The 23417-nt window shown below is 65.9% G+C and carries 25 protein-coding genes and 3 tRNA genes; 5 read left to right on the forward strand and 23 right to left on the reverse strand.

Annotated elements, in window-relative coordinates:
* Positions 1-77: 77 nt before the first annotated feature.
* From M2390_RS14370 to tilS, 19 genes are all read right to left on the reverse strand, one after another.
* Positions 78-2612: an ATP-dependent Clp protease ATP-binding subunit gene (locus M2390_RS14370; protein WP_259179712.1), complete on the reverse strand. Its 2535-nt coding sequence runs from the start codon at positions 2610-2612 to the stop codon at positions 78-80.
* A gap of 124 nt (positions 2613-2736) precedes the next feature.
* Complete coding sequence (locus M2390_RS14375) at positions 2737-3003, reverse strand: hypothetical protein (protein ID WP_259179714.1); 267 nt, start codon at positions 3001-3003, stop codon at positions 2737-2739.
* 39 nt (positions 3004-3042) lie between these two features.
* Entirely contained in the window at positions 3043-4521 is a 1479-nt protein-coding gene (gene cls / locus M2390_RS14380; RefSeq protein WP_245991868.1) for a cardiolipin synthase, read from the reverse strand.
* Between the two features lie 235 nt (positions 4522-4756).
* Positions 4757-5368 (reverse strand): hypothetical protein, encoded by a 612-nt coding sequence (locus M2390_RS14385; RefSeq protein WP_259179716.1) that lies wholly within the window; start codon positions 5366-5368, stop codon positions 4757-4759.
* Between the two features lie 323 nt (positions 5369-5691).
* Complete coding sequence (locus M2390_RS14390; RefSeq protein WP_259179719.1) at positions 5692-5904, reverse strand: hypothetical protein; 213 nt, start codon at positions 5902-5904, stop codon at positions 5692-5694.
* Entirely contained in the window at positions 5886-7004 is a 1119-nt protein-coding gene (locus M2390_RS14395) for a hypothetical protein (RefSeq protein ID WP_259179721.1), read from the reverse strand. The genes M2390_RS14390 and M2390_RS14395 overlap by 19 nt, the downstream gene beginning before the upstream one ends.
* Positions 7005-7114: 110 nt before the next feature.
* Positions 7115-7846 (reverse strand): hypothetical protein, encoded by a 732-nt coding sequence (locus M2390_RS14400; RefSeq protein WP_259179722.1) that lies wholly within the window; start codon positions 7844-7846, stop codon positions 7115-7117.
* Between the two features lie 106 nt (positions 7847-7952).
* Positions 7953-9461: a lysine--tRNA ligase gene (gene lysS, locus M2390_RS14405; protein WP_259179724.1), complete on the reverse strand. Its 1509-nt coding sequence runs from the start codon at positions 9459-9461 to the stop codon at positions 7953-7955.
* Between the two features lie 75 nt (positions 9462-9536).
* Complete coding sequence (locus M2390_RS14410) at positions 9537-10247, reverse strand: Rossmann-like and DUF2520 domain-containing protein (protein ID WP_259179726.1); 711 nt, start codon at positions 10245-10247, stop codon at positions 9537-9539.
* Complete coding sequence (locus M2390_RS14415; protein ID WP_259179728.1) at positions 10247-12007, reverse strand: PH domain-containing protein; 1761 nt, start codon at positions 12005-12007, stop codon at positions 10247-10249. The genes M2390_RS14410 and M2390_RS14415 overlap by 1 nt, the downstream gene beginning before the upstream one ends.
* On the reverse strand, positions 12004-12645 hold the full coding sequence (locus M2390_RS14420) for a PH domain-containing protein (RefSeq protein WP_259179729.1): 642 nt from the start codon (positions 12643-12645) through the stop codon (positions 12004-12006). Before M2390_RS14420 ends, M2390_RS14415 begins: the two co-directional genes overlap by 4 nt.
* A complete protein-coding gene (locus M2390_RS14425; protein ID WP_259179731.1) occupies positions 12611-13087 on the reverse strand; it encodes a DUF3180 domain-containing protein in 477 nt (158 codons plus the stop codon). The genes M2390_RS14420 and M2390_RS14425 overlap by 35 nt, the downstream gene beginning before the upstream one ends.
* Positions 13084-13686: a 2-amino-4-hydroxy-6-hydroxymethyldihydropteridine diphosphokinase gene (folK, locus tag M2390_RS14430; protein WP_259179733.1), complete on the reverse strand. Its 603-nt coding sequence runs from the start codon at positions 13684-13686 to the stop codon at positions 13084-13086. Before folK ends, M2390_RS14425 begins: the two co-directional genes overlap by 4 nt.
* The gene (gene folB / locus M2390_RS14435; RefSeq protein ID WP_259179735.1) at positions 13683-14048 is read right to left on the reverse strand and encodes a dihydroneopterin aldolase; all 366 of its coding nucleotides are present in this window, start codon (positions 14046-14048) and stop codon (positions 13683-13685) included. The genes folK and folB overlap by 4 nt, the downstream gene beginning before the upstream one ends.
* A gap of 108 nt (positions 14049-14156) precedes the next feature.
* Positions 14157-14957, reverse strand: a complete 801-nt coding sequence (folP, locus tag M2390_RS14440; protein ID WP_259179736.1) for a dihydropteroate synthase — start codon at positions 14955-14957, stop codon at positions 14157-14159.
* A 7-nt stretch (positions 14958-14964) separates the two neighbouring features.
* Entirely contained in the window at positions 14965-15564 is a 600-nt protein-coding gene (gene folE / locus M2390_RS14445) for a GTP cyclohydrolase I (RefSeq protein WP_121687556.1), read from the reverse strand.
* A 4-nt stretch (positions 15565-15568) separates the two neighbouring features.
* Positions 15569-17653 carry an ATP-dependent zinc metalloprotease FtsH gene (gene ftsH, locus M2390_RS14450; RefSeq protein WP_259179739.1) on the reverse strand — a complete coding sequence of 695 codons (2085 nt, stop codon included), beginning with the start codon at positions 17651-17653 and terminating at the stop codon, positions 15569-15571.
* 215 nt (positions 17654-17868) lie between these two features.
* Positions 17869-18420 (reverse strand): hypoxanthine phosphoribosyltransferase, encoded by a 552-nt coding sequence (gene hpt / locus M2390_RS14455; protein ID WP_030147923.1) that lies wholly within the window; start codon positions 18418-18420, stop codon positions 17869-17871.
* Positions 18421-18539: 119 nt separating this feature from the next.
* Positions 18540-19571, reverse strand: coding sequence for a tRNA lysidine(34) synthetase TilS (gene tilS, locus M2390_RS14460; RefSeq protein ID WP_259179744.1), 1032 nt, complete (start codon positions 19569-19571; stop codon positions 18540-18542).
* Positions 19572-19631: 60 nt separating this feature from the next.
* On the opposite strand from tilS, the gene M2390_RS14465 reads away from it, so the two are divergent.
* From M2390_RS14465 to M2390_RS14485, 5 genes are all read left to right on the forward strand, one after another.
* On the forward strand, positions 19632-20126 hold the full coding sequence (locus M2390_RS14465) for an inorganic diphosphatase (protein ID WP_030147921.1): 495 nt from the start codon (positions 19632-19634) through the stop codon (positions 20124-20126).
* A gap of 322 nt (positions 20127-20448) precedes the next feature.
* Positions 20449-20524: transfer RNA gene (locus tag M2390_RS14470), tRNA-Glu, on the forward strand.
* A 33-nt stretch (positions 20525-20557) separates the two neighbouring features.
* Positions 20558-20634: transfer RNA gene (locus M2390_RS14475), tRNA-Asp, on the forward strand.
* 62 nt (positions 20635-20696) lie between these two features.
* Positions 20697-20772 (forward strand) — tRNA-Phe (locus M2390_RS14480).
* 148 nt (positions 20773-20920) lie between these two features.
* The gene (locus tag M2390_RS14485) at positions 20921-21337 is read left to right on the forward strand and encodes a hypothetical protein (protein ID WP_259179748.1); all 417 of its coding nucleotides are present in this window, start codon (positions 20921-20923) and stop codon (positions 21335-21337) included.
* Between the two features lie 57 nt (positions 21338-21394).
* Here the strand turns inward: M2390_RS14485 and M2390_RS14490 are convergent, their stop codons facing one another.
* From M2390_RS14490 to M2390_RS14505, 4 genes are read right to left on the reverse strand one after another with little or no spacing between them, the layout of a single operon-like run.
* Positions 21395-21703: a hypothetical protein gene (locus M2390_RS14490; RefSeq protein ID WP_259179750.1), complete on the reverse strand. Its 309-nt coding sequence runs from the start codon at positions 21701-21703 to the stop codon at positions 21395-21397.
* Positions 21704-21710: 7 nt separating this feature from the next.
* Positions 21711-22031 (reverse strand): hypothetical protein, encoded by a 321-nt coding sequence (locus M2390_RS14495; protein WP_259179752.1) that lies wholly within the window; start codon positions 22029-22031, stop codon positions 21711-21713.
* A 44-nt stretch (positions 22032-22075) separates the two neighbouring features.
* Positions 22076-22849, reverse strand: coding sequence for a M23 family metallopeptidase (locus M2390_RS14500; RefSeq protein ID WP_259179755.1), 774 nt, complete (start codon positions 22847-22849; stop codon positions 22076-22078).
* Positions 22850-22857: 8 nt separating this feature from the next.
* Complete coding sequence (locus M2390_RS14505; protein ID WP_259179757.1) at positions 22858-23412, reverse strand: hypothetical protein; 555 nt, start codon at positions 23410-23412, stop codon at positions 22858-22860.
* Positions 23413-23417: the final 5 nt, after the last annotated feature.

Genomic DNA, 23417 nt, shown 5'->3' on the forward strand with positions numbered 1-23417 from the left:
GGATGGCCGCACACACATCCCTGACACGCAAAACCGGCCCACCCCCAGAGGGATGGGCCGGTTCTATCTGTCGTGGACTACTCGCCCGAGGAGAGCAGGTCCGGGGTGGCCGGGCCGGTGCCGATGGCCGGGGCGACGTTGGTCAGCGAAGCGTCCAGCGCGTTGGCCTGGCGGGAGGTGGTGAACACAAACTTGTTGTCCGCCACGTCCACGTGAATGTGGTCACCCGCGCCCAGCTCACCGTGCAGGATGCGCTCGGAGAGCTGGTCCTCGATGTGCTGCTGCATCGCACGACGCAGCGGCCGGGCACCCAGGCTCGGGTCGAAGCCGATGTCGATCAACTTCTCCTTCGCGGCCTGGGTCAGCTCGATGGTCATGTCGCGGTCCATCAGGCGGTCGCGCAGGCGGCCGATGAAGAGGTCCACGATCTGGAGCAGTTCGGGCTTGTTCAGCTGCGGGAACACGATCACGTCATCCACGCGGTTCAGGAACTCGGGCTTGAAGTGGTTCTTCAGCTCCTCGCTCACCTTGCCCTTCATGATGTCGTAGGTCGCGGCGGAGTCGCCCGAGGCCTGGAAACCAACCGGACCACCGGCGATGCCCTTCGAACCGAGGTTCGTGGTCATGATGATGACGGTGTTCTTGAAGTCGATCTCGCGACCCTGACCATCGGTCAACCGGCCCTCTTCCAGAATCTGGAGCAGGGAGTTGAAGATGTCCGGGTGAGCCTTCTCGATCTCATCGAACAGCACCACGCTGAACGGCTTGCGGCGCACCTTCTCGGTCAGCTGGCCACCCTCTTCGAATCCAACGAATCCGGGGGGAGCACCAAACAGACGCGAGACGGTGTGCTTCTCGCCGTACTCGGACATGTCGAGCGAGATCATCGCGTTCTCGTCGTCAAACAGGAACTCGGCGAGGGCCTTGGCCAGCTCGGTCTTACCGACACCGGTGGGGCCGGCGAAGATGAACGAACCGGAGGGACGCTTGGGGTCCTTCAGGCCGGCACGGGTACGACGGATCGTCCGCGAGAGCGCACTGATCGCCTCGTTCTGGCCAATCACCCGCTCGTGCAGGGCCTTCTCCATGAAGATCAGACGTGCCGACTCCTCCTCCGTGAGCTTGAACACCGGGATACCGGTGGCCTGGGCGAGCACCTCGGCGATCAGACCCTCGTCGACCGTAGCCTCGGTGGTCACCTCGCCCGAACGCCACTTCTTCTCCAGGCGCAGACGCTCGCCGAGAAGGTTCTTCTCCTCATCGCGCAGCGACGCGGCCTTCTCGAAGTCCTGACCCTCGATGGCGTCTTCCTTGCGGGTACGCACATCGTTGATCTTCTCGTCGAACTCAAGCAGCTCGGGCGGGCTGGACAGCAGCGAGAGGCGCAGGCGTGCGCCGGCCTCGTCGAGCAGGTCGATGGCCTTGTCCGGCAGGAAGCGGTCGGAGATGTAGCGGTCGGCCAGGTTGGCAGCGGCGACGATGGCACCATCGGTGATGGACACCTTGTGGTGGGCCTCGTAGCGGTCGCGCAGACCCTTCAGGATGTTGATGGTGTGAGCCAGCGAGGGCTCCCCCACCTGAATCTGCTGGAAGCGGCGCTCCAGGGCGGCGTCCTTCTCGAAGTGCTTGCGGTACTCGTCCAGGGTGGTCGCACCGATGGTCTGCAGCTCACCACGCGCGAGCAGCGGCTTGAGGATGTTCGCGGCGTCGATTGCGCCCTCGGCGGCACCGGCACCCACCAGGGTGTGGATCTCATCGATGAAGATGATGATGTCTCCGCGGTTGCGGATCTCCTTGGTGACCTTCTTCAGGCGCTCCTCAAAGTCACCGCGGTAGCGGCTACCGGCGATCAGCGAACCGAGGTCCAGCGAGTAGACCTGCTTGTCCTTCAGGGTCTCGGGCACGTTGCCGGCCACGATGGCCTGGGCCAGGCCCTCAACCACGGCGGTCTTACCCACACCGGGCTCACCGATCAGGACGGGGTTGTTCTTGGAACGACGCGAGAGGATCTGCATGACCCGCTCGATCTCCTTTTCCCGGCCGATGACCGGGTCCAGCTTGTTGTCGCGCGCGGCCTGGGTCAGGTTGCGGCCGAACTGGTCGAGGATGGCCGAGCCACCCTGCGGCGCAGCCTGCTCGGGGGCACCGGCACCGACCGAGGCGGTCTCCTTGCCCTGGTAACCCGAGAGCAGCTGGATGACCTGCTGGCGCACGCGGTTGAGGTCGGCACCCAGCTTCACCAGAACCTGGGCGGCAACACCCTCACCCTCGCGGATCAGGCCGAGCAGGATGTGCTCGGTCCCGATGTAGTTGTGTCCCAGCTGCAGGGCCTCGCGAAGGCTGAGCTCAAGCACCTTCTTGGCGCGCGGGGTGAACGGGATGTGACCGGTGGGCTGCTGCTGGCCCTGACCGATGATGTCCTGCACCTGCTCGCGCACGGCGTCAAGCGAAATCCCGAGGGATTCGAGTGCCTTGGCGGCAACCCCCTCACCCTCGTGGATGAGGCCGAGCAGGATGTGCTCGGTCCCGATGTAGTTGTGGTTGAGCATCTTGGCCTCTTCCTGGGCCAAAACGACAACGCGACGGGCACGATCCGTGAATCTCTCGAACATTTCACTCCTTAAACGCCGCGGCGTGGGTCGGCGTCGTTACATCGAGAATAACGCGCCGAAGCGCTCAATAGTCCCCTGTTCGCCGTGGGCGTGACATCGGGGGAAACGCGCGGAGTTTCCGCGTCTAGGACTGGGGAGAGCCGTCTCCGGCCGCGCGCTCGGCGGCCGCGGCACGGCGTGCGGCACTCACCTTGCGACGCTCGGCGGCCACCTGAATTCCGATCACCACACCGGCACCCACCAGGGCCACAAACGAAATCCCCAGCGCGATGGCCTTGATCGTCACATCTCCCGAGAGGGTCGAGACGATCCCGGCGGCGAGGCTGGCCACCACCAGAATGATTCCGATAATGGTGGCGCGGGTCATCGGCGGGCGCGGGGGCGTAGTCATATCTCTACGGTAGCAGCCGCCCGGTGCGGCAACGGCGCGCTACTGCAGCGCCGAGGTGAGCCGGGCGAGGTTGTCCAGCACGGTGGAGCGCAGCGGCTGCCGTTCCCACTCCTCGAGGGTCAGTTCGCGGCTCATCGCCCGGTACTGGTCTTCGATCCCGCGCATCTCCTCCACGAAGGACGCCCCGCGCACCAGCAGCGAGACCTCGAGGTTCAGGCCGAACGAGCGCATGTCCATATTCGAGGAGCCGATCACGGCCACGTCATCGTCGATGGTGAAGTGCTTGGAGTGCAGGATGTAGGGGGCCGGATACATGAAGATGCGCACGCCCGCCTTCAGCAGCTCCTCATAGTAGGAGCGCTGGGCGTGGAAGACGACCGCCTGGTCGCCCTCCTCGGAGACAAACAGGTCCACCGGAACCCCGCGCTGCACCGCGGTGGTCACCGCGTACATGATCGATTCGTCGGGCACAAAGTACGGGCTGGTAATCACGATGCGCTTCTGCGCCGCATAGAGCAGGCCGAGGAAGAGACGCAGGTTGTTCTCCCCGTCGAATCCGGGGCCGCTGGGCACCACCTGACAGTCCAGCACATTGGGGGTTTCCTCGGGCACGGCCTCGGCCATGTCCAGGCGCAGCGCGATAATCTCGCCGGATTCGGCGTACCAGTCGGAGAGGAAGATCACGTTCAGGGCGTCCACCGTGGGGCCCACTACGCGGACCATCAGGTCCTTCCACTTCAGGCCGCGGCGCAGGTTGCCACGCTTGAGGTAGGTCCGATCCACCAGGTTTTGCGAACCCATATAGCCGACTCGACCGTCCACGATCATCAGCTTGCGGTGATTGCGCAGGTCCGGGCGCTGGTACTTTCCGCGCAGCGGCTGCACCGGGAGCATCATGTGCCACTCGGCACCCACCTGGACCAGGCGACGCTTGGTCTGTCGGTAGCGCGGCGAGCGCAGCGTGGCGATGTGGTCAAAGAGCACCCGCACCTTGACCCCGCGTGCCACGGCGCGACCGATCGCGTTGAAAAACTCCTCGGTCTTATCGCTGTAGGAGAGGATGTAGAACTCGATGTGGACATAGTCCACGGCCGTATCGATTTCGCGCGCCATCTCGGCGATCGACCCGTCGTAGTCGGGGATCAGTCGCGCGGTGTTACCGCCCAGCAGCGGCAGCGCGCCGAGGTTGGAGTTGAGTTCAACCAGCGAGTTAAACCAGGTGGGCGCACCGGGCTGATGTTCCTGGTTGGGGAGAGCCTCGACGCCGGCCTTGACCGCATCATTGATCTCCTCCTGGATCTTGCGCCGCTTACGCGGGAGCTTCGGATTTCCGATCAGCAGGAAGATCAGCATGCCCACGGCCGGCTGAATGAAGATCAGCATCAGCCAGGCGGTGCCCGCGGTGGGCTTGCGGTTGCGCGGAACCACGATCACCGCGATCACGCGGATGGTGATGTCGAGGACCAGGTAGAGCGCACTCCACAGACCGAATCCACCCAGGAATAGGTCGAGGCCCACGGCTCTCCTCTCGATCGGGCGGAGACGCCGTTGCTGCGCGGTTCCGCCGGGTCAGGCCAGCTTAGCGAACCGACGCGGACAAACAGGTGTGATGCGCGCGAGTTTCTGCCGTGTCCGGATCGGGATCCGCCGCTACGTGGCCCGATTGGGAGCCCGGCGCGTCGATGAGGAGGCCACACCCCGGCATCAATCGGTCCGCGGTTCGATCACGGTGCGGTGCGCCGCGTTCGCCGGGTCATGCGGCTCCTGTGCCACGCCGCTTCCGCTTCTTGGGCTCGGGAACCTTGCCCGACCACGCATTAATGATCCATCCGATGGATGTGGCCAGCAGCACGATCCAGAGGATCCCCACCCGAATACCCGCGGCCGCCACCATCGTAATCACCACGGCGAACGAGACGAGGATCACCAGCGAGACGATCACCGTGCCCAGCACACGAGCCCAGGGCAGGCCTCGACGCATCGGAATCACCACGAGCAGGCAGGCAGCGGTGCTCACGATGAGGACCACCACGGTAAATCCGACCACCGGAATCAGCGCCGCCGCCAGCAGCTCGTCGCCGCTCTCGTAGCGGGAACTTACCGAGCTGAAGGCAAAATAGCCGATCCAGATATTTGCCAGCAGCAACAGGGTCGCGATAACAACGATGGCGAGATAGCTGGAGGCGATGTGCTTGGCAAACGCCGGCACCAGCTTTTTCAGGCCGGTGGGGTCCACGTAGATCCCGCGCACACTGGCCACCGGCTCGGACATTCCCGGGGCCTGCTCCGGGTAGGCGTAGGGAACAGCCGGGCCCTGTGCCGGATAACCATAGCCGACAGCCAGACCCTGCGCCGGGTAGGGCACGGGCGCAGCCGGGGCCTGCGCGGGGTATGTAGCCTCCGGCTCAGGGTACGCGGGTGCCTGCGGGTTCGACCCTCCCACGGGACTAAATCTCGGGGCCGGGTTGACGGGTTGAGGCTGCGAATTCGGAGTCGACATGAAACTCACGATAAACACGGCGAGGGTTTTCGTGTTGGGCCCTGTCATACCTACGCGGGTCATCCGTCGCACGCCCTCCCCGCCGGAGGATGACGCCCAGACGCGCAGGTACCCCAAACGCCGTGTGGCCCCTCACCAGAGGTGAGGGGCCACACAGAAAGTTCTGCCACGCAGGTCCGCAGACCGGACTACTCGGGCGAGGACGCCTTCGCGGCGGCGCTGCCGGGACGCGGTGCCGGCGGCAGGCCCAGACGCACGCGTTCGACCGATTCTATCTCCGCATACGCCGCACGTTCGCCACGGTCGGCCCGGATGATCGAGCGCACGATGGCCCAGAACACCAGACCGACAAGGATGGTCGGGGTGACCGACCAGAGCGCGTTTACCCAGAAGTTGTCCATGATGCTTCCATCGTACCCCGTTCCCCCGAGACTGACGAGTGCGCCGGGACACCCATGCTCAGCTCGGGCAGGCGGGGGCTCACGTCGGTGGGCAGGCGTCGCGCGAGGACCAGCCCGCAGGTGCCGGCGACCAGGGGAATAATGACCCGCAACAGGATCGCGGCCCGGGCGTCCGGACCGCCCGTCTCCTGAAGGGTGCTCATCACCGGAGAGACCAGCCCGGTGAGACCCCAGAGCATCGCGGTGAGCATGACGATGGTGCCCGCCGCCCGAGTCTGCGGATGGGAGCGTGCGCTCAGCGCACCGAGCCACACCAGGAGCCCGGCCGACAGGAGCATCAGCATGCCACCGCGCACGATGAGCCCCACGGTGAATCCGAGGTGAGCCGAATACTCCCCGTGATCCCGCCCCAGGGTGGTGACGCAGGCGAGTAACGCGAAGACCGGCGGGCAGGCCAGGGCCACGGCACCGAGTGCCAGAAACCAGGCGCGCACCCCTCGGGTCTCGGGACGGGGCCGCCGCGGCGGGGTAGCCGTGCGCCAGGCTGCTCCCACCCACAGCACACACTGCACCAGCACCAGCCCCCACAGCAGGCAGAGCAGGGTCCGACCCAGCACTCCCGACGACGCAACCAGAGGCGTGGGAAGGGTGTCGTGCATGGTCGTCGCGATCCGGGACAGCCCCGATTGGGCCGCGAACACGGCAAGACAGCCGGGCACCACCACCATCAGTATCGGCACACCGATACTCGCCCCGATTCGCGCGCGCGGCGACCCCCGACGCAACCCGGTACGCAGACCGCGCCAGCTCACAAATCCCACGGCCAGGACCAGTACCGTGGCCAGGGCCGCGACGATCGTGGACCCCAGCAGGAACCCTCGTCCGATCCCCAGGTCCGCGAATGGTGTGCGGTGCCCCGCACGGGTGGCCGCACCGGGGGCGAGGGTCACACTGAGAGGCAGGGCAAAGGCGCTATAGAAGAGCCAGATCGAGGCGAGCATCGCCGTCGCCCCGGACACAAACAGCGCGGTAAGCGGGTTCAGCAGCGGCCGAAAACGCGTCGGAACGAGGCGACCGGGAGACGCGGAGAGGGCACTCATGCGCTCAGGCTAGCCGGGGAGCGACGGCGGTCCCGCGACGCTGTCGGTTATTGCACACACCCGCGGCCCCGGATCGTGAGCACGATCCGGGGCCGCGGGTGCGGGCCGGCCTAGACGCGCGGCTTGCGCCAGGCGAGCACCAGCCAGTAGGCACTGACGGCGACCGCGGCCAGCGCCAGCACAATACCCAGCAGGGCGGCGCCCGGGGCCGAGGCCAGCCCGATCAGCGAGCCAATCAGCTGAATGACCCCAAACAGGCCGCTGAAACTCGCGAAGATCGTGCCCACCGTGCGCCCCCAGGCGCGGCCACGGCGCACGGGGAAGAAGATCAGCGCGGCGCTACCCGCGGCGATGGCGATGGTGAAGATCGAGGCGAAGATCCCGCTGATGACCAGGAAGTTGTTGTCCAGCTGCGCCAGGGCGGGATCCCCACCGGTAAACAACCCGACCCAGGTGTTGATCAACGCGCCGAGGGCAAGGACCCCGTACTGAATCAGCGTGAATTTCGCTAGCGGCTGCGACACCTGGGGCGGAATCTGAACGGGCTGGCCAAACTGCCCCGGGGACACGGGCGGGGCGCTGCCCAGCGGCGGCGGATAGGCCCCGGGGGCCTGCGGGTAGCCCGGCTGCTCGGCGGCGGGCTGCCCATATCCGGGCTGCGAGTAGCCGGGCTGCGGCGGATAGGCCTGCGGGGCGCCCTCGGCCGGATTTGGCTGCGGCGGATAGGCGGTGGGCGGCTGCTCCGGCGGAGGGAACCCGGGCAGGGCCTGGCTCGGCGTCGAGGCATCGGTGGGATCGGAGTCCCGCGGGGTCCCGTTCTGGTTCTCTTCTGGGGTAGACATGGCGACACGCTAAGCCCGAACCCTGTGCGTTGTCCGCATCTCCGGGGCGTGTCCCCGCTTAAATACCGAAAGCCCCGGGAAAACCCGGGGCTTCTCGATATTTGTCCTACTTCACCAGCGGGAACAGGATGGTCTCGCGGATTCCCAGACCGGTGATCGCCATCATCAGTCGGTCAACCCCCATGCCCATGCCACCCGACGGCGGCATGCCGTGCTCAAGTGCGCGCAGGAAGTCCTCATCCACCGGCATGGCCTCGTCGTCGCCGCGGGCGGCCAGCTTGGCCTGCTCGACAAAACGCTCACGCTGGATGACCGGGTCAACCAGCTCGGAGTATCCGGTAGCCAGCTCGAAGCCACGCACGTACAGGTCCCACTTCTCGACCACGCCGGCTTTGCTGCGGTGGTCGCGCACCAGGGGCGAGGTGTCCACCGGGAAGTCCATCACGAAGGTCGGACGCACCAGCGAACCCTTCACGAAGTGCTCCCACAGTTCCTCGACGTACTTGCCGTGAATCGGGTGGGCCACCGCCACACCCTCGGCCTCGGCCAGGGCCTTGAGCTCCTCGATCGGGGTTTCCGGGGTGATCTCGCGACCGGCAGCCTCGGAGAGCGAGGTGTACATGTCGATCCGGTCCCAGTCGCCACCGAGGTCAAACTCGGTGCCGTCGGCCCAGGTCACCACGTGCGAGTCGGCGACGGCGAGCGCGGCGTTCTGGATCAGGGCCTGGGTCAGATCGGCGATCGAGTTGTAGTCACCGTAGGCCTGGTAGGCCTCAACCATCGCGAACTCGGGGCTGTGGGTCGAGTCGGCACCCTCGTTCCGGAAGTTGCGGTTAATCTCGAACACCCGGTCGATGCCGCCCACCACCGCACGCTTGAGGTACAGCTCGGGGGCGATGCGCAGGTACAGTTCGGTGTCAAAGGCGTTGGACTCGGTCACAAACGGACGAGCGGCCGCGCCACCGTGCATGACCTGGAGCATCGGGGTTTCCACCTCGAGGAAGTCCTGGCCGGTGAAGGTTGAACGCAGGCTGGCCATCATGGTGGCCCGATCCTTCACAGTCTTGCGGGCCTGCTCGCGGGCGATCAGGTCGAGGTAGCGGGCGCGCACGCGGCTCTCCTCGCTGAGCTCATTGTGCAGGTTGGGCAGCGGCTGGATGGCCTTGGCGGCGATCTGCCAGTCGGTCACCATGATCGACAGCTCGCCGCGGCGGCTGGAGATGACCTGTCCGGAGACAAACACGTGGTCACCGAGGTCAACCAGGTCCTTCCAGCGGGCGAGCGATTCCTCGCCCACCTCGGCCAGCGAGACCATGGCCTGGACGCGGGATCCGTCGCCCGACTGGAGGCTCGCGAAGCACAGCTTGCCGGTGTTACGGGCGTGCATGATGCGTCCGGCCACACCCACGGTAATACCGGTCTCTTCGCCGGCCTCGAGGTGGGCATACTCGGCGCGCAGTTCGGGGATCGTGGTCGTGATCGGGACGCTCACCGGGTAGGCTCCGCCGGCGGCATTCGTGCGTTCGGCGATCAGCCGTTCGCGCTTCGCCAGACGCACCGCCTTCTGCTCGAAGATTTCGGCATCGGTCGGGGCGGCAACGGGGGAGTCGCTCATACTGTGTGTTCTCCTTGGGGACGGTGGCGTTCGCACCCCAGTTTAGCCCGGACCGACGCGGCCGCGCGCCCGCGCCTAGATCAGCGAATCGGGTTCCGGCTGCCGCGTGGTTTCGCGCAGCGCCTGATCCACCGCGCTACGCACCAGCGAGGAGAGGAATCCGCCGGGGTGCTCAACCCCGATGTCCGCGAGGATGGAGGTCGCCTGGGTCACGATCGAGCGGGAGAACGCGGTGGCCGTGGTGATGGCCTCGGCATAGGCCGGGCGGTCGTCCTCGGCCACGATCACCGGCTCGGCTCCCATCTCCACCACCAGGGCCTGCCCGATCGGCTGCACCGGCGCGGGCGCGGTGACCGCGACATAGCTTTCGGCCAGTCGGGCCAGGTCCATGCTGGTGCCGGTGAAGGCGAGCGCCGGGTGCAGCGCGAGCGGGATCACCCCGCGGGATGCCGCCGGGGCGAGTACCGCGGTGCCAAATTCGGCGGCCGTATGCAGCACGATCTGTCCCGGCTGCCAGGTTCCGGCCTCGGCCAACCCCTCAACCAGCGCGGCAAGCTCGACGGTGGGCACCGCCAGGATGACCAGTTCGCTGCGCTCGATGATCTCGGGGATCTTCAGGATCGGCACCCCGGGCAGAATCGCCTCGGCCCGGTCGCGGCTGGCCTCGGAGATGGCCGAGATGCCGATTACCGCGTGACCGGCACCGGCCAGCGCCGCCCCGAGGACCGGGCCCACCCGACCGGCTCCGATGATTCCGACACCCAAACGTCCGGCACGACCACTCACTACTTTTCCTCCTGCGGCCCGAGGTCCGGGCCCAATTCGATATTGTCCGCGACGCCCGCCACCGGATAGCGCTGTGCATTTTCGGCGACCAGCTCGGCCTCGCGTTCGCTGCTTGGTTCCCAGCGTCCCAGGTCGATCCGCGGGGCCCCCGGGACCGGTGCCGAGGCGCGCGTCTGGGCCCAGCGGTGCGAGGTGTCGGTCCCGATAGCCAAGGCCACCGCGGCCGAGACCCTCTCAAACAGGTCCACACTCTCCCGGGTGGACATATGCGGCAGGGTCGCCACAACCGGGCCGAGCACCGTATGCGCGGTCACACTGGCGATCCGCAACCGACGCTCGATCGGTCCCTGCGTGGTGTTCAGACTCTGCAGCCGAGCCAGCGGGATGAGGTCCAGGTGACGCCAGATCACGCCGCGACGGAAGATCAGCAGATCCCCGGTCAGCGTGTAGCCGGTGCGTCGCCAGGCGAAGGGATCCACCCAGGCCGCGCGCCGCGGGTTCCCCACAAACCCGCGCGGGTTCCGGGAGTTCAGCGCATCGTTCAGGAGCTCGCGGACGGGCTGATAGAACGGCTGGTTGAGCAGCAGTCCCACCACGGCGGCCGCGTCATCCAGGCGTCCCACCGGCAGCGCGGTGGTGGCCGAATCGGCGGCGTTCAGCACCGAGGTGCCCGCCCGGTTGATCTGCACCTTCCACCAGCCAAACGGACGCCACAGCAGCGGCTGGGTCACCCGCACCGCGTGTACCCGGCCGGGCGGGACGGTGTCGTTGGTGGTGGAGAGCAATCCCGCGCCAATCCGCATGCCCGCGGAGGTGCTGGCCACCGAGTAGCGCATGGACTTGGAGATCCGCGACCAGTAGTAGGAGACCACACCGAGGATTGCCGGCAGCAGCGCAAACAGCGACCAGTAAATCCCGCGGGTCACCATGACCGTGACCACCACCACCATCACGATCAAGAGCACGGTGGACAGGCTCACCACGGTCGAGACGATCAGGCGCAGCGGAGACACCCGCACGACCGCGGTGACCTGGTGGGCGGCAAGATCCAGCTCGGGACCAAGCAGGTCACGCGCGCGATCGGTCACCAGGTTTTCAAGTTTCGAGGCGGTGGTGGGGGCGCCCTCGCCGGCCATGTGAGCCGCCGAGGCCGGGGCCGCCGGGCGGTGCTGCTTGCCCGAGGCCAGGGTCAACAGGGCCGCGCGCAGCGGCTCCGCATCGCGGGCGTGCAGGTACTCCAGGTTGACGTTGGCACCGTCTCCGGCGACCGAAACCTCCAGTTTGGCCGCCCCAAAGATACGGGCGAACAGCGGCCGGGAGATATTGACCGACTGGATCCGATCCAACTGGGCCCGACGGTGCCGCCGAAACAGGATGCCGCTGCGGATCTCCACCGCGTCGGTTCCGATCCGGAAGGTCGCCATCCGCCAGGAAATGTAGAAGAACACAATCATCAGCACCAGCACGGCCAGCACCCCACCAAGAATCAGCAGAATGTTGGGTGAGTTGAGGATCGCGGTGACCGGATCATACTGTTCGGGACCGTTCAGCACCGGGACAAAAAAGGCCACCAGACGCTCGCGGAAATTCGATACAACGATGCCGAAGATCACGATAAACGCGACCCCTCCGCGCAGTAGCGGGGTCGCCGGGTGCATTCGGTGCCACTCGCCGTCGGTCAGGTCGGCGACCGTACGCGGCGTCGAGGCGGAAGCGGTTGCCGGCGTGGGCGGCGGGATCGGTGCGAACTCGCCGCTCACAGCCCGCTCCGTCGACTCTCGGCGACGGCCACCAGGTGGTCGCGCAGCTGCTCGGCCTCCGCCAGGGGCATTCCGGGAATGATCACGTTGGTGCCCACCGCGGCGGTCACAAATTTCAGCTCGGCCAGGCCGAAGGCACGGGCGACCGGCCCCCGGTTGATATCAACCAGCTGCATCCGGCCATACGGCACCGCAACGAAGCGCTGCCACATGATCCCGCGGCGAAACAGCAGGTCATCCTCGCGCAGCAGGTAGCCGATTGAGCGGGCACGACGGGGAATCAGGATCGCGGTAATGATCAGCACAATCAGGATTGCGCCACCACCCAGCAACGGCCAGATCGACTCGTTCAGCCACCAAATCAGGGCGGCCACCGCGGCGACCACGATCATCGTGACGGTGTTCCCGATCTGCTCGATGACGGCAAACTTCGGCGAAATCCGTTGCCACTGATCACGCGGATAGTCGAGTTCCAGCGACCTCAGCTCGGGGCCAGCCGGGGCGGGCGGGATCTCTGTAGCCGAAGGCTCCGCGAACGAAGGCGCAGTGGCAAAAGCGGGCCCGGCGGCGGACGGCTGCTCCGCGGCGGGCTCACCGGGCGTTTCAGGAAGACGCGGGGGCTGCTCCGGGTAGGTCATCGTCGGTATCCTCCGGCAGGGTGCACAGGTATTCGGCGATCAGGCCGCCCGCGCACAGGATCAGGGCACCCACGGTGGCAATCACCAGGGGTATCCACGAGTTTAGCGCGGGGCTCACCGCGCGGCTGAGGAGAAACCCGATCAGACCCAGTCCCACACCACTCAGTAGGGCACCGGTGACGGCTTCGGCCTTGGCAAGCACCAGAATCCGCATCGCGTAAAACGAGTCGACTCGGCGGCGCGGAGTCGCCCGGATCGCACGATAGATTCGGGCGGCTAAAAACACCGTGACGCCGGCGATCAACAGCAGCGTGATCGGAAGCGACAGCGCGGGCGTCAGCAGCGGCCGGCCCAGACCGGCGAGGGTCATGTTGGTCAGTGCCCCCACCGCTGCGCCGATGGCGAGGAGCCCGATGAGGACACCATAGGAGGTCCGCTTCACGGCCGTTCCGTTTCGATCGGGGTGGTCTGCAACGCACGCAGGAGCTCGGCGACCGGGCCGACACCGGGGAGGACGGCATCGGGATCCAGGGCCCACCACGGTCCCAGCACGAAGTCTCGTTCACCCGCACGCGGATGCGGGATGGTCAGCGTGGGCGTCTCGATTTCCAGGTCGCCGTAGGTGATGATGTCGATATCCAGCGTTCGGTCGCCCCAGCGTTCCAGGCGCTCACGACCGTGGGCTCGTTCGATTTCGGCACCGGCAGCCAGCAGGTCGCGGGGGCTCAGCGTGGTGCGCACGCGGGCGACGGCGTTCAGGTATCCCGGCGCATCCGGGTCGGGACCGTCGAGCTTCACCGCCACCGAGTCGACCACCGGCGAGAGGGTGACCTCAAGGATCCCGGGCACATCGGACAGGTCGCGCACCGCGGCGTCGAGGGTTTCCGCGCGGTTGCCAAGATTGGCACCGAGGGCAAGGATCGCGGCAACCGAGTGCTGCGGGGTTTCGTTCGCGTGGGCCTCATCACGGGCGAGCCGATCGAGTTTCGCCTGCGTATTGCGGGTGGGCGGCACGACACGTCCGCCGGGCAGCGGGGTCATCGGGTGCGCTCAATCGTCACGGCCACATCCCCAAATGGCACCGAAATCGGGGCGTCGGGCTTGTGCACGGTGGCGCGCACGCGCTCGGCGGCGGGGAAACTCAGGGCAACCGCGGCAACCCGCTCGGCCACGGTTTCGATCAGGTCCACCGGGTTGGCGGCTACGGCGGACACCACGGCCTCGGCGAGCTCGCCGTAGTGAACGGTGGCGGCCAGGTCATCTCCGGCGGCGGCCGGGTGCAGGTCGAGCCACACCACCAGATCGATCAGGAAGTCCTGGCCCTGTTCCCGCTCAAAGTCGAAGACGCCGTGGTGCGCGCGTACACGCAGTCCGGTCAGGGTGATGAAGTCGTTGGCAGCCACGGGGCTAGTCTACGGCCGCGGGTTCGGCCCCGCCACACGAACGGCGGCGCGCGCTCCAACGTCCGGACACGGCGGCAGGAAGGTGTCCCGGGGCACAACCATCGCGCGCTAGGCGCGCAGGCGCTCCCATACGTCCAGCGCGCGGGCACTCGCCTGCGGCTCGTGCACCCGTACACCCCAGATGCCGGCGTCGGCGATCAGCGCGGTGAGGACCGCGGTGGGCAGATCCCGCTCGGTCACGTCGGCGTCATCGGGAAGGAGCTCGCCGAGGAACCGTTTGCGGCTGGCTCCGATCAGGAGCGGGAAGCCGAGCCCGGTCAACCGATCAAGCCCCCGCAGGATCGCCCAGTTGTGGGCACCGGTCTTGGAAAATCCGAGGCCCGGATCCAGGATGATGCGCTCGTTGGGAATCCCCGCGGCTCGCGCAGCCACCAAAATCTGGGTGAGCTCGGCCACGACCTCGCTCACCGGGTCGTCATAGCGAGCCAAGCTGTCCCCGGCATCCAGGCGACCACGCCAGTGACCGGCGATCAGAATCGCGGTGTTGGACTCGGCGACCACCCGCAGCAGTTCGGGGTCCGATTGCCCGCCGGACACATCGTTGACATAACGGGTTCCGGCCGCGACCGCGACCCGCGCGGTTTCGGCGTTCATGGTGTCGATCGAGGTGGTGATCCCCGCGGTGTTGAGCGCCTCCAACGCCGGCTTCACCCGGGCAATCTCCTCGGCTACCCCGACGATTTCCGCGCCGGGACGGGTGGACTCACCACCCACATCCACGATGTCTGCCCCGGCCTTCACCAGGGCACGCCCGCGGGCGATCGCGGCCTCGGGGGCCAGATAGTGGCCCCCATCGGAGAAGGAATCGGGGGTGACGTTGAGCACCCCCATGATCAGTGGCCTCGTCATCGACGACCTAGCGCTCATGAGTCCCACCGATCAGGGCGAACACTTCCCCCCGACGCAGTGGGTCAGAAAGCTCGCCGCGGCTAGCCATGGTCACCGTGCTGGAGGCTACCTGGCGCGGTCCACGGGCGGAAACACATCCGTGCTTGGCCTCCATGACCACCAGGGCACCGCGCGCATCCAGACCCGTGAAGAGGGTGTCGGCGATCTCATCGGTCAGGCGCTCCTGGAGCTGCGGACGCGACGCCAGGGTGTCGACCACCCGCGGCAGTGCGCCAAGACCCACAACCTTTTCCCCGGGCAGGTACGCCACATGGGCGACCCCGATAAAGGGCAGCAGGTGGTGCTCGCAGATCGAGCGGAACTCGATATCGCGCAGCAATACGATCTCCCCCGGCCCCGAGGTTTCATGCTCATCGGCTGCGGAATCCAGCGGCACCGTGTTGTTCAGCAGGGCGCGGGCGTCCACGCCAATACCGGAAAAGTATTCGGCGTAGGCCTCGGCCACCCGGCGCGGGGTGTCCTGCATGCCCGGACGGGCGGGGTCCTCACCGATCGCTTCGATCAGTTCGGACACCGCCCGCATCACGCGTTCGCGATCCACTGCCATGCGGCTAGGACTCCGGGGTTGTGTCGGTCGGCTTCTGGTCTGCCTGAGCCGGCTTCTCGGTCTCGGTCACCGGAGTATCAACGGCCGGGCTCTCGGCACCGATCTCGGCGGCCGGGTCCTCGGTGGGCTCCAGGGTGGCCGAGGCCACGGCACCGTCGGTCAGCTCGGGCTGGATCGGCACCGAGGTGATCGGCATCTCGATCGGAGGCAGGTCACTCACCGGACGGTCGACGCTGGAGAGCCACTGCGGGCGCTCGTCCAGCTTCTTGATGTCCTTGAATATCTCGGCCAGCTGGTTGTGATCCAGGGTTTCCTTCTCCAGCAGCTCACGGGCCAGACGGTCGAGCACGTCGCGGTTGGCGTTGAGCATCTTCCAGGCCTCATCGTGGGCCTGCTCGATCAGCGCGCGCACCTGGTCATCGACCTGCTGGGCGATTCGCTCCGAGTAGTCGCGCTGGGAACCCATGTCGCGACCGAGGAACATTTCGCCGCTCGAGGCACCCAGCTTGACCGCGCCGATTCCGGCGCTCATGCCGTACTCGGTCACCATCTTGCGGGCGATCGAGGTGGCCTTTTCGATGTCATTGGAGGCACCGGTGGTGGGATCGTGGAACACGATCTCCTCGGCCACGCGGCCACCCATCGCGTAGGTCAGCTGGTCCAGCAGCTCGTTGCGGGTCACCGAGTACTTGTCCTCCAGCGGCAGCACCATCGTGTAACCGAGGGCGCGTCCACGCGGGAGGATGGTGACCTTGGTCACCGGGTCGGAGTTCCGCATCGAGGCGGCGGCAAGGGCGTGACCACCCTCGTGGTACGCGGTGATGAGCTTCTCACGGTCGTTCATGACGCGAGTGCGACGCTGCGGACCGGCGATCACGCGGTCGATAGCCTCGTCCAGCGCACGGTTGTCGATCAGCTGCGCGTTGGAGCGCGCGGTCAGCAGGGCGGCCTCGTTGAGGACGTTGGCCAGGTCGGCACCGGTGAACCCGGGGGTCTTGCGGGCGACAACCTCAAGGTCGACGTTCTTGGAGAGCGGCTTGCCCTTTCCGTGTACCTCGAGGATCTTGCGACGGCCGGGCAGGTCGGGCGCATCCACGCCGATCTGACGGTCGAACCGGCCCGGACGCAGCAGCGCGGGGTCCAGGATGTCGGGACGGTTGGTGGCTGCGATCAGGATCACGTTGGTCTTGGGGTCAAAGCCGTCCATCTCCACCAGGAGCTGGTTCAGGGTCTGCTCACGCTCATCGTGACCACCACCCATTCCCGCGCCACGGTGGCGACCGACGGCGTCGATCTCGTCCACAAAGATGATGGCCGGGGAGTTTTCCTTGGCCTGCTGGAACAGGTCACGCACGCGGCTGGCACCCACACCCACAAACATCTCCACGAAGTCCGAACCGGAGATCGAGTAGAAGGGAACGCCGGCCTCACCGGCGACGGCGCGGGCGAGCAGGGTCTTACCGGTTCCGGGAGGACCGTACAGCAGCACACCCTTGGGGATGCGCGCACCGACGGCCTGGAACTTGGCGGGCTCCTTCAGGAACTCCTTGATCTCGTTGAGCTCCTCAAGCGCCTCGTCGCTTCCGGCCACATCCGCAAAGGTGACCTGCGGGGATTCCTTGGACACCAGCTTGGCCTTCGACTTACCGAAGGACATCAGCTTGTTGCCACCACCCTGCATGTTGGACAGCAGGAACCAGAAGACCACACCGATGATCAGGAACGGGATCAGGAACTGCAGCAGCGAGCCGATCCAGCTGGGCTGGGGCACCTTATCGGTGTAGCCGTCGGAGGGCTTGGCCTCGTTGACCGCGCTGATGACATCACCGGCACGCGCGTCGAGGAAGTTGAACTGCACCCGCTTGCCGAAGTCCTTGAAGTCATCCTTCAGCACCAGGTCGGCCCGGTTTTCACCGGCGGTCAGGGTGACCTCCTTGACCTTGCCGTCCTTGATCAGCGAGATGCCCTGGTCCGTGTTGATCTCACGGAATCCGTTCAGCCCCGCGATCAGGTTAAAACCAATCAGAAAGACAACAATTGCGACGATGATGTAGGGCAGCGGGCCCTTGAAAAGGCGATTGGGTTTCATGTGCGTGCGAGCGGACGCTCGGACCTTTCTGCGGGTGAGGCAAGGACGGGTCGAGGAGGCCCGTACTGATTAGGGTAGCCGCTAGGGGCGAAAGTCCGCCCCATGTTCGCCGTGGGATGAACCCATGCGTGTTCACAGCTTGCGTTCGGGCGGCTCGGAGGATATGCGGAAGACCCCGCGAGGAAACCTCGCGGGGTCTTCGTCAACGTCGAGTTTTAGGCGTATACGTGAGGAGCCAGCACGGCCACGTCGCGCAGGTTGCGGTAGCGCTCGGCGAAGTCCAGGCCGTAGCCCACCACGAAGTCGTTGGGGATATCGAAGCCGACGTAGCGGCAGTCGATCTCCACCTTGGCTGCCTCGGGCTTGCGCAGCAGGGCGCAAACCTCGATCGAGGCGGCACCGCGGGCGGCAAAGTTATCCAGCAGCCAGGAGAGGGTCAGACCCGAGTCGATGATGTCCTCGACGATCAGCACGTGACGACCGGCGATGTCGGTGTCCAGGTCCTTGCGGATCTGCACGACGCCGCTCGACTTGGTCGAGGCACCATAGGAGGACACGGCCATCCAGTCGATCTGCACGTGCTGGGTCAGCGCGCGGGAGAGGTCGGCCATGACCATGACGGCACCCTTCAGGACGCCCACCAGGAGCAGGTCCTTTCCGGCGTAATCCGCGTCGATCTGAGCGGCAAGCTCGCGCAGTTTGGTGTTGATTTGTTCCTCGGTGACGAGGATTTCGGTCAGATCATTGCGGATGTCGCTGGATTCCATGAACCAAGTCTACGTTGTCCTGGTGATGGGGGAAATCCACCAGCGCGCCGTGTTTTGTATAAACGGCATGTTTGGCGGGTGCAACGTGCGTTATCGTTCGGCGCACCCGCACAAATGCGCTAGTCGAGCGCCCCGGCGGCGGTGAAAACGATCAGGCCGTTGTCGCGATGTACACGGATCCCCGGCACATCGATCGGGCCCTGACCTCGCCAACGTGTCACCAGTTCGGCAATTTCCAGCGTGTGGGAACGTTCGAGTGAGACGCCGAACTCCCCCTGGGCCACCAGGCGGATGATCCGGTTGCGCAGCGCCGCGGGGTTCGCGGCCAGGGCTTGGACCGAAACCGCGATGCCCGCCTCGGCGTGCTCCACGATCTCCTCGATGAACTCCTCGATCATGTCCTCAAACGCGTCGGCGTCCTCGCGGGCCTGATCGGCGGTGCGAGCCAGCGCCTTGGCGATACCCGGACCGAGCTCGGCCTCCAGCATCGGCAGGATGGTCTCGCGCACACGCACACGTGCATAGGAGGGGTCAAAGTTATGGGGGTCGATCCAGGGGGTCAGGCTGCGAGCGGCGCAGGAGCCCACGGTGTCGACCCGGTCGATCCCGAGCAGCGGACGCGCATAGAGCCCCGAACGCGGTGCCATGCCGGCGAGGCTGCGTGCACCGGCACCGCGGGCAAGACCCAGCAGCACGGTTTCGGCCTGATCATCGCGGGTGTGCGCGAGCAGCACCGTGTCGGATCCGTGTTCCCGAGCCACCTCGGACAGTGCCGCATAGCGGGCCTCGCGGGCGGCCGCCTCGGGTCCGCCCTCGGTCCCCACGCTCACGCGGCGCACAATCACCGGGTCCAGGCCCAGCTCGCGGGCGGTGGCGGCGGTCCGCTCGGCCACGAGGTCCGAGCCCTCCTGCAGACCGTGATCCACGATGATCGCGCCGGCGGAAATCCCGGCCGAGCGTGCCTCAAACGCCAGGGCATCGGCCAGCGCGAGGGAATCCGGCCCGCCGGAGAGGGCCACAAAAACGGGTGCGTCACCCTCGGTGTTCGCCGCATTGGCACGTTCGACGAGGGCCTGCCGGACGGCGCTACGAATGCGGGCGCTGGACGTATCCAAACCTGGGCGACGGGGTGCTTGTGTGTTCTCGGGCATCAAGTAACGTTATTACAGACTTTCCCGATTCTGATCCGTTCTAACTAAGGAGAACAAGTCATGGCTACTTACGACGTCGTCGTAGAGATCCCCAAGGGCAGCCGCAACAAGTACGAGGTTGACCACGAGACCGGTCGCGTCTACCTGGACCGCGTGCTGTTCACCACCTTCGTGTACCCCACCGACTACGGCTACTTCGAGAACACCCTGGGCCTCGACGGCGACCCCGTTGACGCCCTGGTTCTGCTGGAGTACCCGGTCTTCCCGGGCGTCGGCGTGAAGGTTCGCCCGGTGGGCGTCCTGAACATGTCCGATGAGGCCGGCTCGGACGCCAAGGTTCTGGTTGTCCCCGCCAAGGACCCGCGCTGGGCACACATCCAGGACATCTCGGATGTGGACGAGCAGACCAAGAACGAGATCGAGCACTTCTTCACCCGTTACAAGGACCTGGAGCCCGGCAAGTGGGTCAAGGTTGACGGTTGGGCCGACGCCGCCACCGCCGAGCAGATCGTCACCGACGGTTTCGCCGCGTTTGAGGCCGAGGGCAAGCACTAATTGCCCCCGCGAAACGGCGGTCCGGGTTCTCCCGGGCCGCCGTTTTGCATATGAGAGACGGCATTCCCCCGGGTATTCTGCTCGGCAGCGAGGCAAAAAGCGCGGTTTTGCGGGCGGCCGCCACGCCGAAACCCGCAACCCCGCCACGCCGATTGACCGGGGATTTCGCTCAATCGGACGCGCCCGGGGCGACCTCGATTTTTCTGTGAGAGGATTATGCCCATATACTGATTTCAGGCAAGAGAGCGGGAAACGAAATCCGAACGGAAATCATCCCAAACTCCGGTCTGTTACTTCGGTAGCCGAGGTCTTCGAACCTCACGGCCCCATCGTTTAGCGGCCTAGGACGCCGCCCTTTCACGGCGGTAGCACGGGTTCGAATCCCGTTGGGGTCACCACTACCAAGTAATGCAGTACAATTCAATATGTAAGGCCCTGTAGCGCAGTTGGTTAGCGTGCCGCCCTGTCACGGCGGAGGTCGCGGGTTCAAGTCCCGTCAGGGTCGCCAAGGTGAAGAACCCTTCCCATCGGGAAGGGTTTTTTATCTCAGGCGGCAAGTATTTGCCACCTGGCTCTGTAGCTCAGTTGGTAGAGCGTTCGACTGAAAATCGAAAGGTCACCGGATCGATGCCGGTCGGAGCCACCATATAAAACCCGGTCAGGGTGCAAATCCTGACCGGGTTTTTCGTTTGCCAATTACGGACGGGAGCCATTTTAGGAGCCGAAGAATCCGGCGCATCAAACGGCGTGTCTCGCCACTCCCCCGGCGCGCCGACTCCCGGTACACTGTGGGCATGACTTCGAAGATTCTTCCCGTGCTGGCGATCATCGGCGCGCTCGCACTCACCGGGTGCACTGGCCCCGGCCCGAGCGCATCCCCTTCACCTGAGAAAAAAGAACTAGGCGAGGTGTCCACCGTGTCGGAGCTTCGCGATGGGCTCGTTAAAGCCGGGTTCCCCTGCGAAACTTGGGATCAAACTGATGTCGTAATTGGGGCGGCGCAGTCCGGCACATGCAGCAAGGGGACCGTGCTGTCCACCTTCACATCTGCTGATGCCGCGCAGAAGTCAGCAGACAAGACAAAAGCTCTGGTAGGGGAACTGATTGACTTGTCGCTTCTGGTAGGCCCGAACTGGATTATCAATGATCCCCGGGCGGAGGCCATGCAGAAGGAACTCGGTGGCGTTGTCGTCAGCACCAAGGCCAAGTAGCAACTAGGTGAACGCAGAAAAGTTGGGGCGACTCTCGAAAGAGTCGCCCCACCTTTGTTACTCGCCGCGCGGCGTGGACCCGAACGGGGTCCAGCGACGCAGCCACTCGTCCACCGCGGGAATGGCCATGACCCGGGAAATGGTCGCGGCCACCGTGGTGATCAGCGCGGCCGCGCCGGCGAGCCACAGCCGCAGCCCTGCCGGCAGCGTCTCGCCGGCCTCGGTAAGGATCGCCTGGATGATCTCGGGCAGGATCGCGACGAGGCCGATCAAGGCCGGGATGCCGACCGCGAGGGCGGTGCGGAGTGCTCGCTGGTTCTTGAACCAGATTTCCCCAGACGGGGTTTCTACTGCATGTCGTGCCATGATGCTCCTATCTGGGCAGGCCGTCGGGCCACGCGGGTGCGGGCGGGCCTAGCCCGTCGAAAATATGGGCGCGCAGTTCGTGCGCGTAGGTGCGGTAGCCGTCCGAGTTCGATTCGAGCCGGTTCATGCGTTCATCCTGGGCAGTGGCTCGGCGATCGGCGTCTTCCCGGTAGCGGGTGAGTTCTTCTTGAAGCTGGTTGATGAGGGTGTCGGAGGCGCTCATGCTGGCCTGCTGCGCCTCTGCCCGGGCCGTCTCAGATGCGGCCCGGTAGTTGAACACCGCAGCCACCACGGCACCGACCAGGGTGGCCGTGGCTGGGATTGCCACGACCAACACCGGGACGAGCCATGCTGGGACTTCTACCTCCGGCACTAACCGGCGATCCGGGCGATCAGGTCGTCGTTCACGGCCTTGGCGACCGCGGCCACGTCCACGCTCACGCTCACGCCGGTGGCACGGATGCCCGCGAGGACCTGCTCAACGACACCAGTCGTGTCCACGGCGGCACGCTCGCCGGTAACAGCAGCTCGGCCGGCGAGTGCCATGGACACCCAGAGGTCGAACTGGCGGTCGTTTCCGTTGACGTGCTTTTCCATGAGGGGGCCCGACTGCTCGACCTCCTCATTGGTGGTGAGGTGACGGTAATAGCCGGCACCGATGAGGGCGATGCCGCGGCCGGGGGACTGAATACGGATCATGGTGTCTCCAATGAGAGTGAGGGGGATGGATGCGGGCGCGGCCGGGGTGAGCCGGCCGATGTTCGCGAGGGGGTCAATCGCGGTGCCATAGATGGGATCGCGACGGGTTTTGTCGTGCAGCTCGAAGTGCAGGTGCTCACCGGTGCTCACGCCGAACTTCGGGCCGACCGTGCCGATGGTCTGCCCTTCGGCAACCTTCTGCCCACGGGCGACCTGCACAGTGCCGAGCATGTGATATCGGGTGGTGAGGCTGTGGCCGTGGTCGATTTCGACCCAATGGTTGAACCCTGCAGTGTGGCCGGTACCGATGACGGTGCCGGCCGCTGCGGCGGGCACCGGGGTGCCCGCGCGCAGCGGATAGTCGATGCCCTTGTGGTACGGGTTGGGCGGATAATTGCGCTTCCCGAATCGGGCACCCACCTGGGCGGCGGGAAATGGCAGAGGCATAGGTCTCCTTACGGGGCGAAGTAGCGGGCGGTGACGTAGAAGGTGCGGTTCCCGTTTCCGGTGGCGTACAACACCATTGCGCCGTTGGACTGGATCAGGACGGTGCACAGCCCGGGAGGCGCGCCAGAGGTGGCGCTGCCAGCGGCGGGCACATCGAGGCTGGGCCGGAACCCGGCCGGGAGGGTGCCGAGCTGCTGGCCAATGCCAGAGAACGCGTCTCGGGTCACCTGGTAGGTCACGGTGACCCAGCCGTCGGCGTCCTTTTCCAGGCGGTTGATCGGGGAGGTGAAACCCTGCTGGACCTGCACCTGCGAGGTGAGCAGGCTGCGACGCCGGAACGCGCCACCAGTCCAGAGGTACTCGCGTTTTTCGTCTTTGTCCCAGCATTCCAGGCCTTCCCGGCCGTACTTGAATGCCTGCCGCTCGGCTGTGGTGAGTGCGACGCGGTTGCCGTTTTCGGAGGCGTACCTGGAAACGGTGTCGAGGTCCGCACCAACCTGCACGGCCTGGTTCTCGATGAACATTGGGCGACCTGTTGTTGGGTCCGTGCTGTTTGCTGCCATATGTC

The organism is Mycetocola sp. BIGb0189 (assembly GCF_024810155.1).
In the GTDB taxonomy this organism is placed as follows: domain Bacteria; phylum Actinomycetota; class Actinomycetes; order Actinomycetales; family Microbacteriaceae; genus Mycetocola; species Mycetocola lacteus.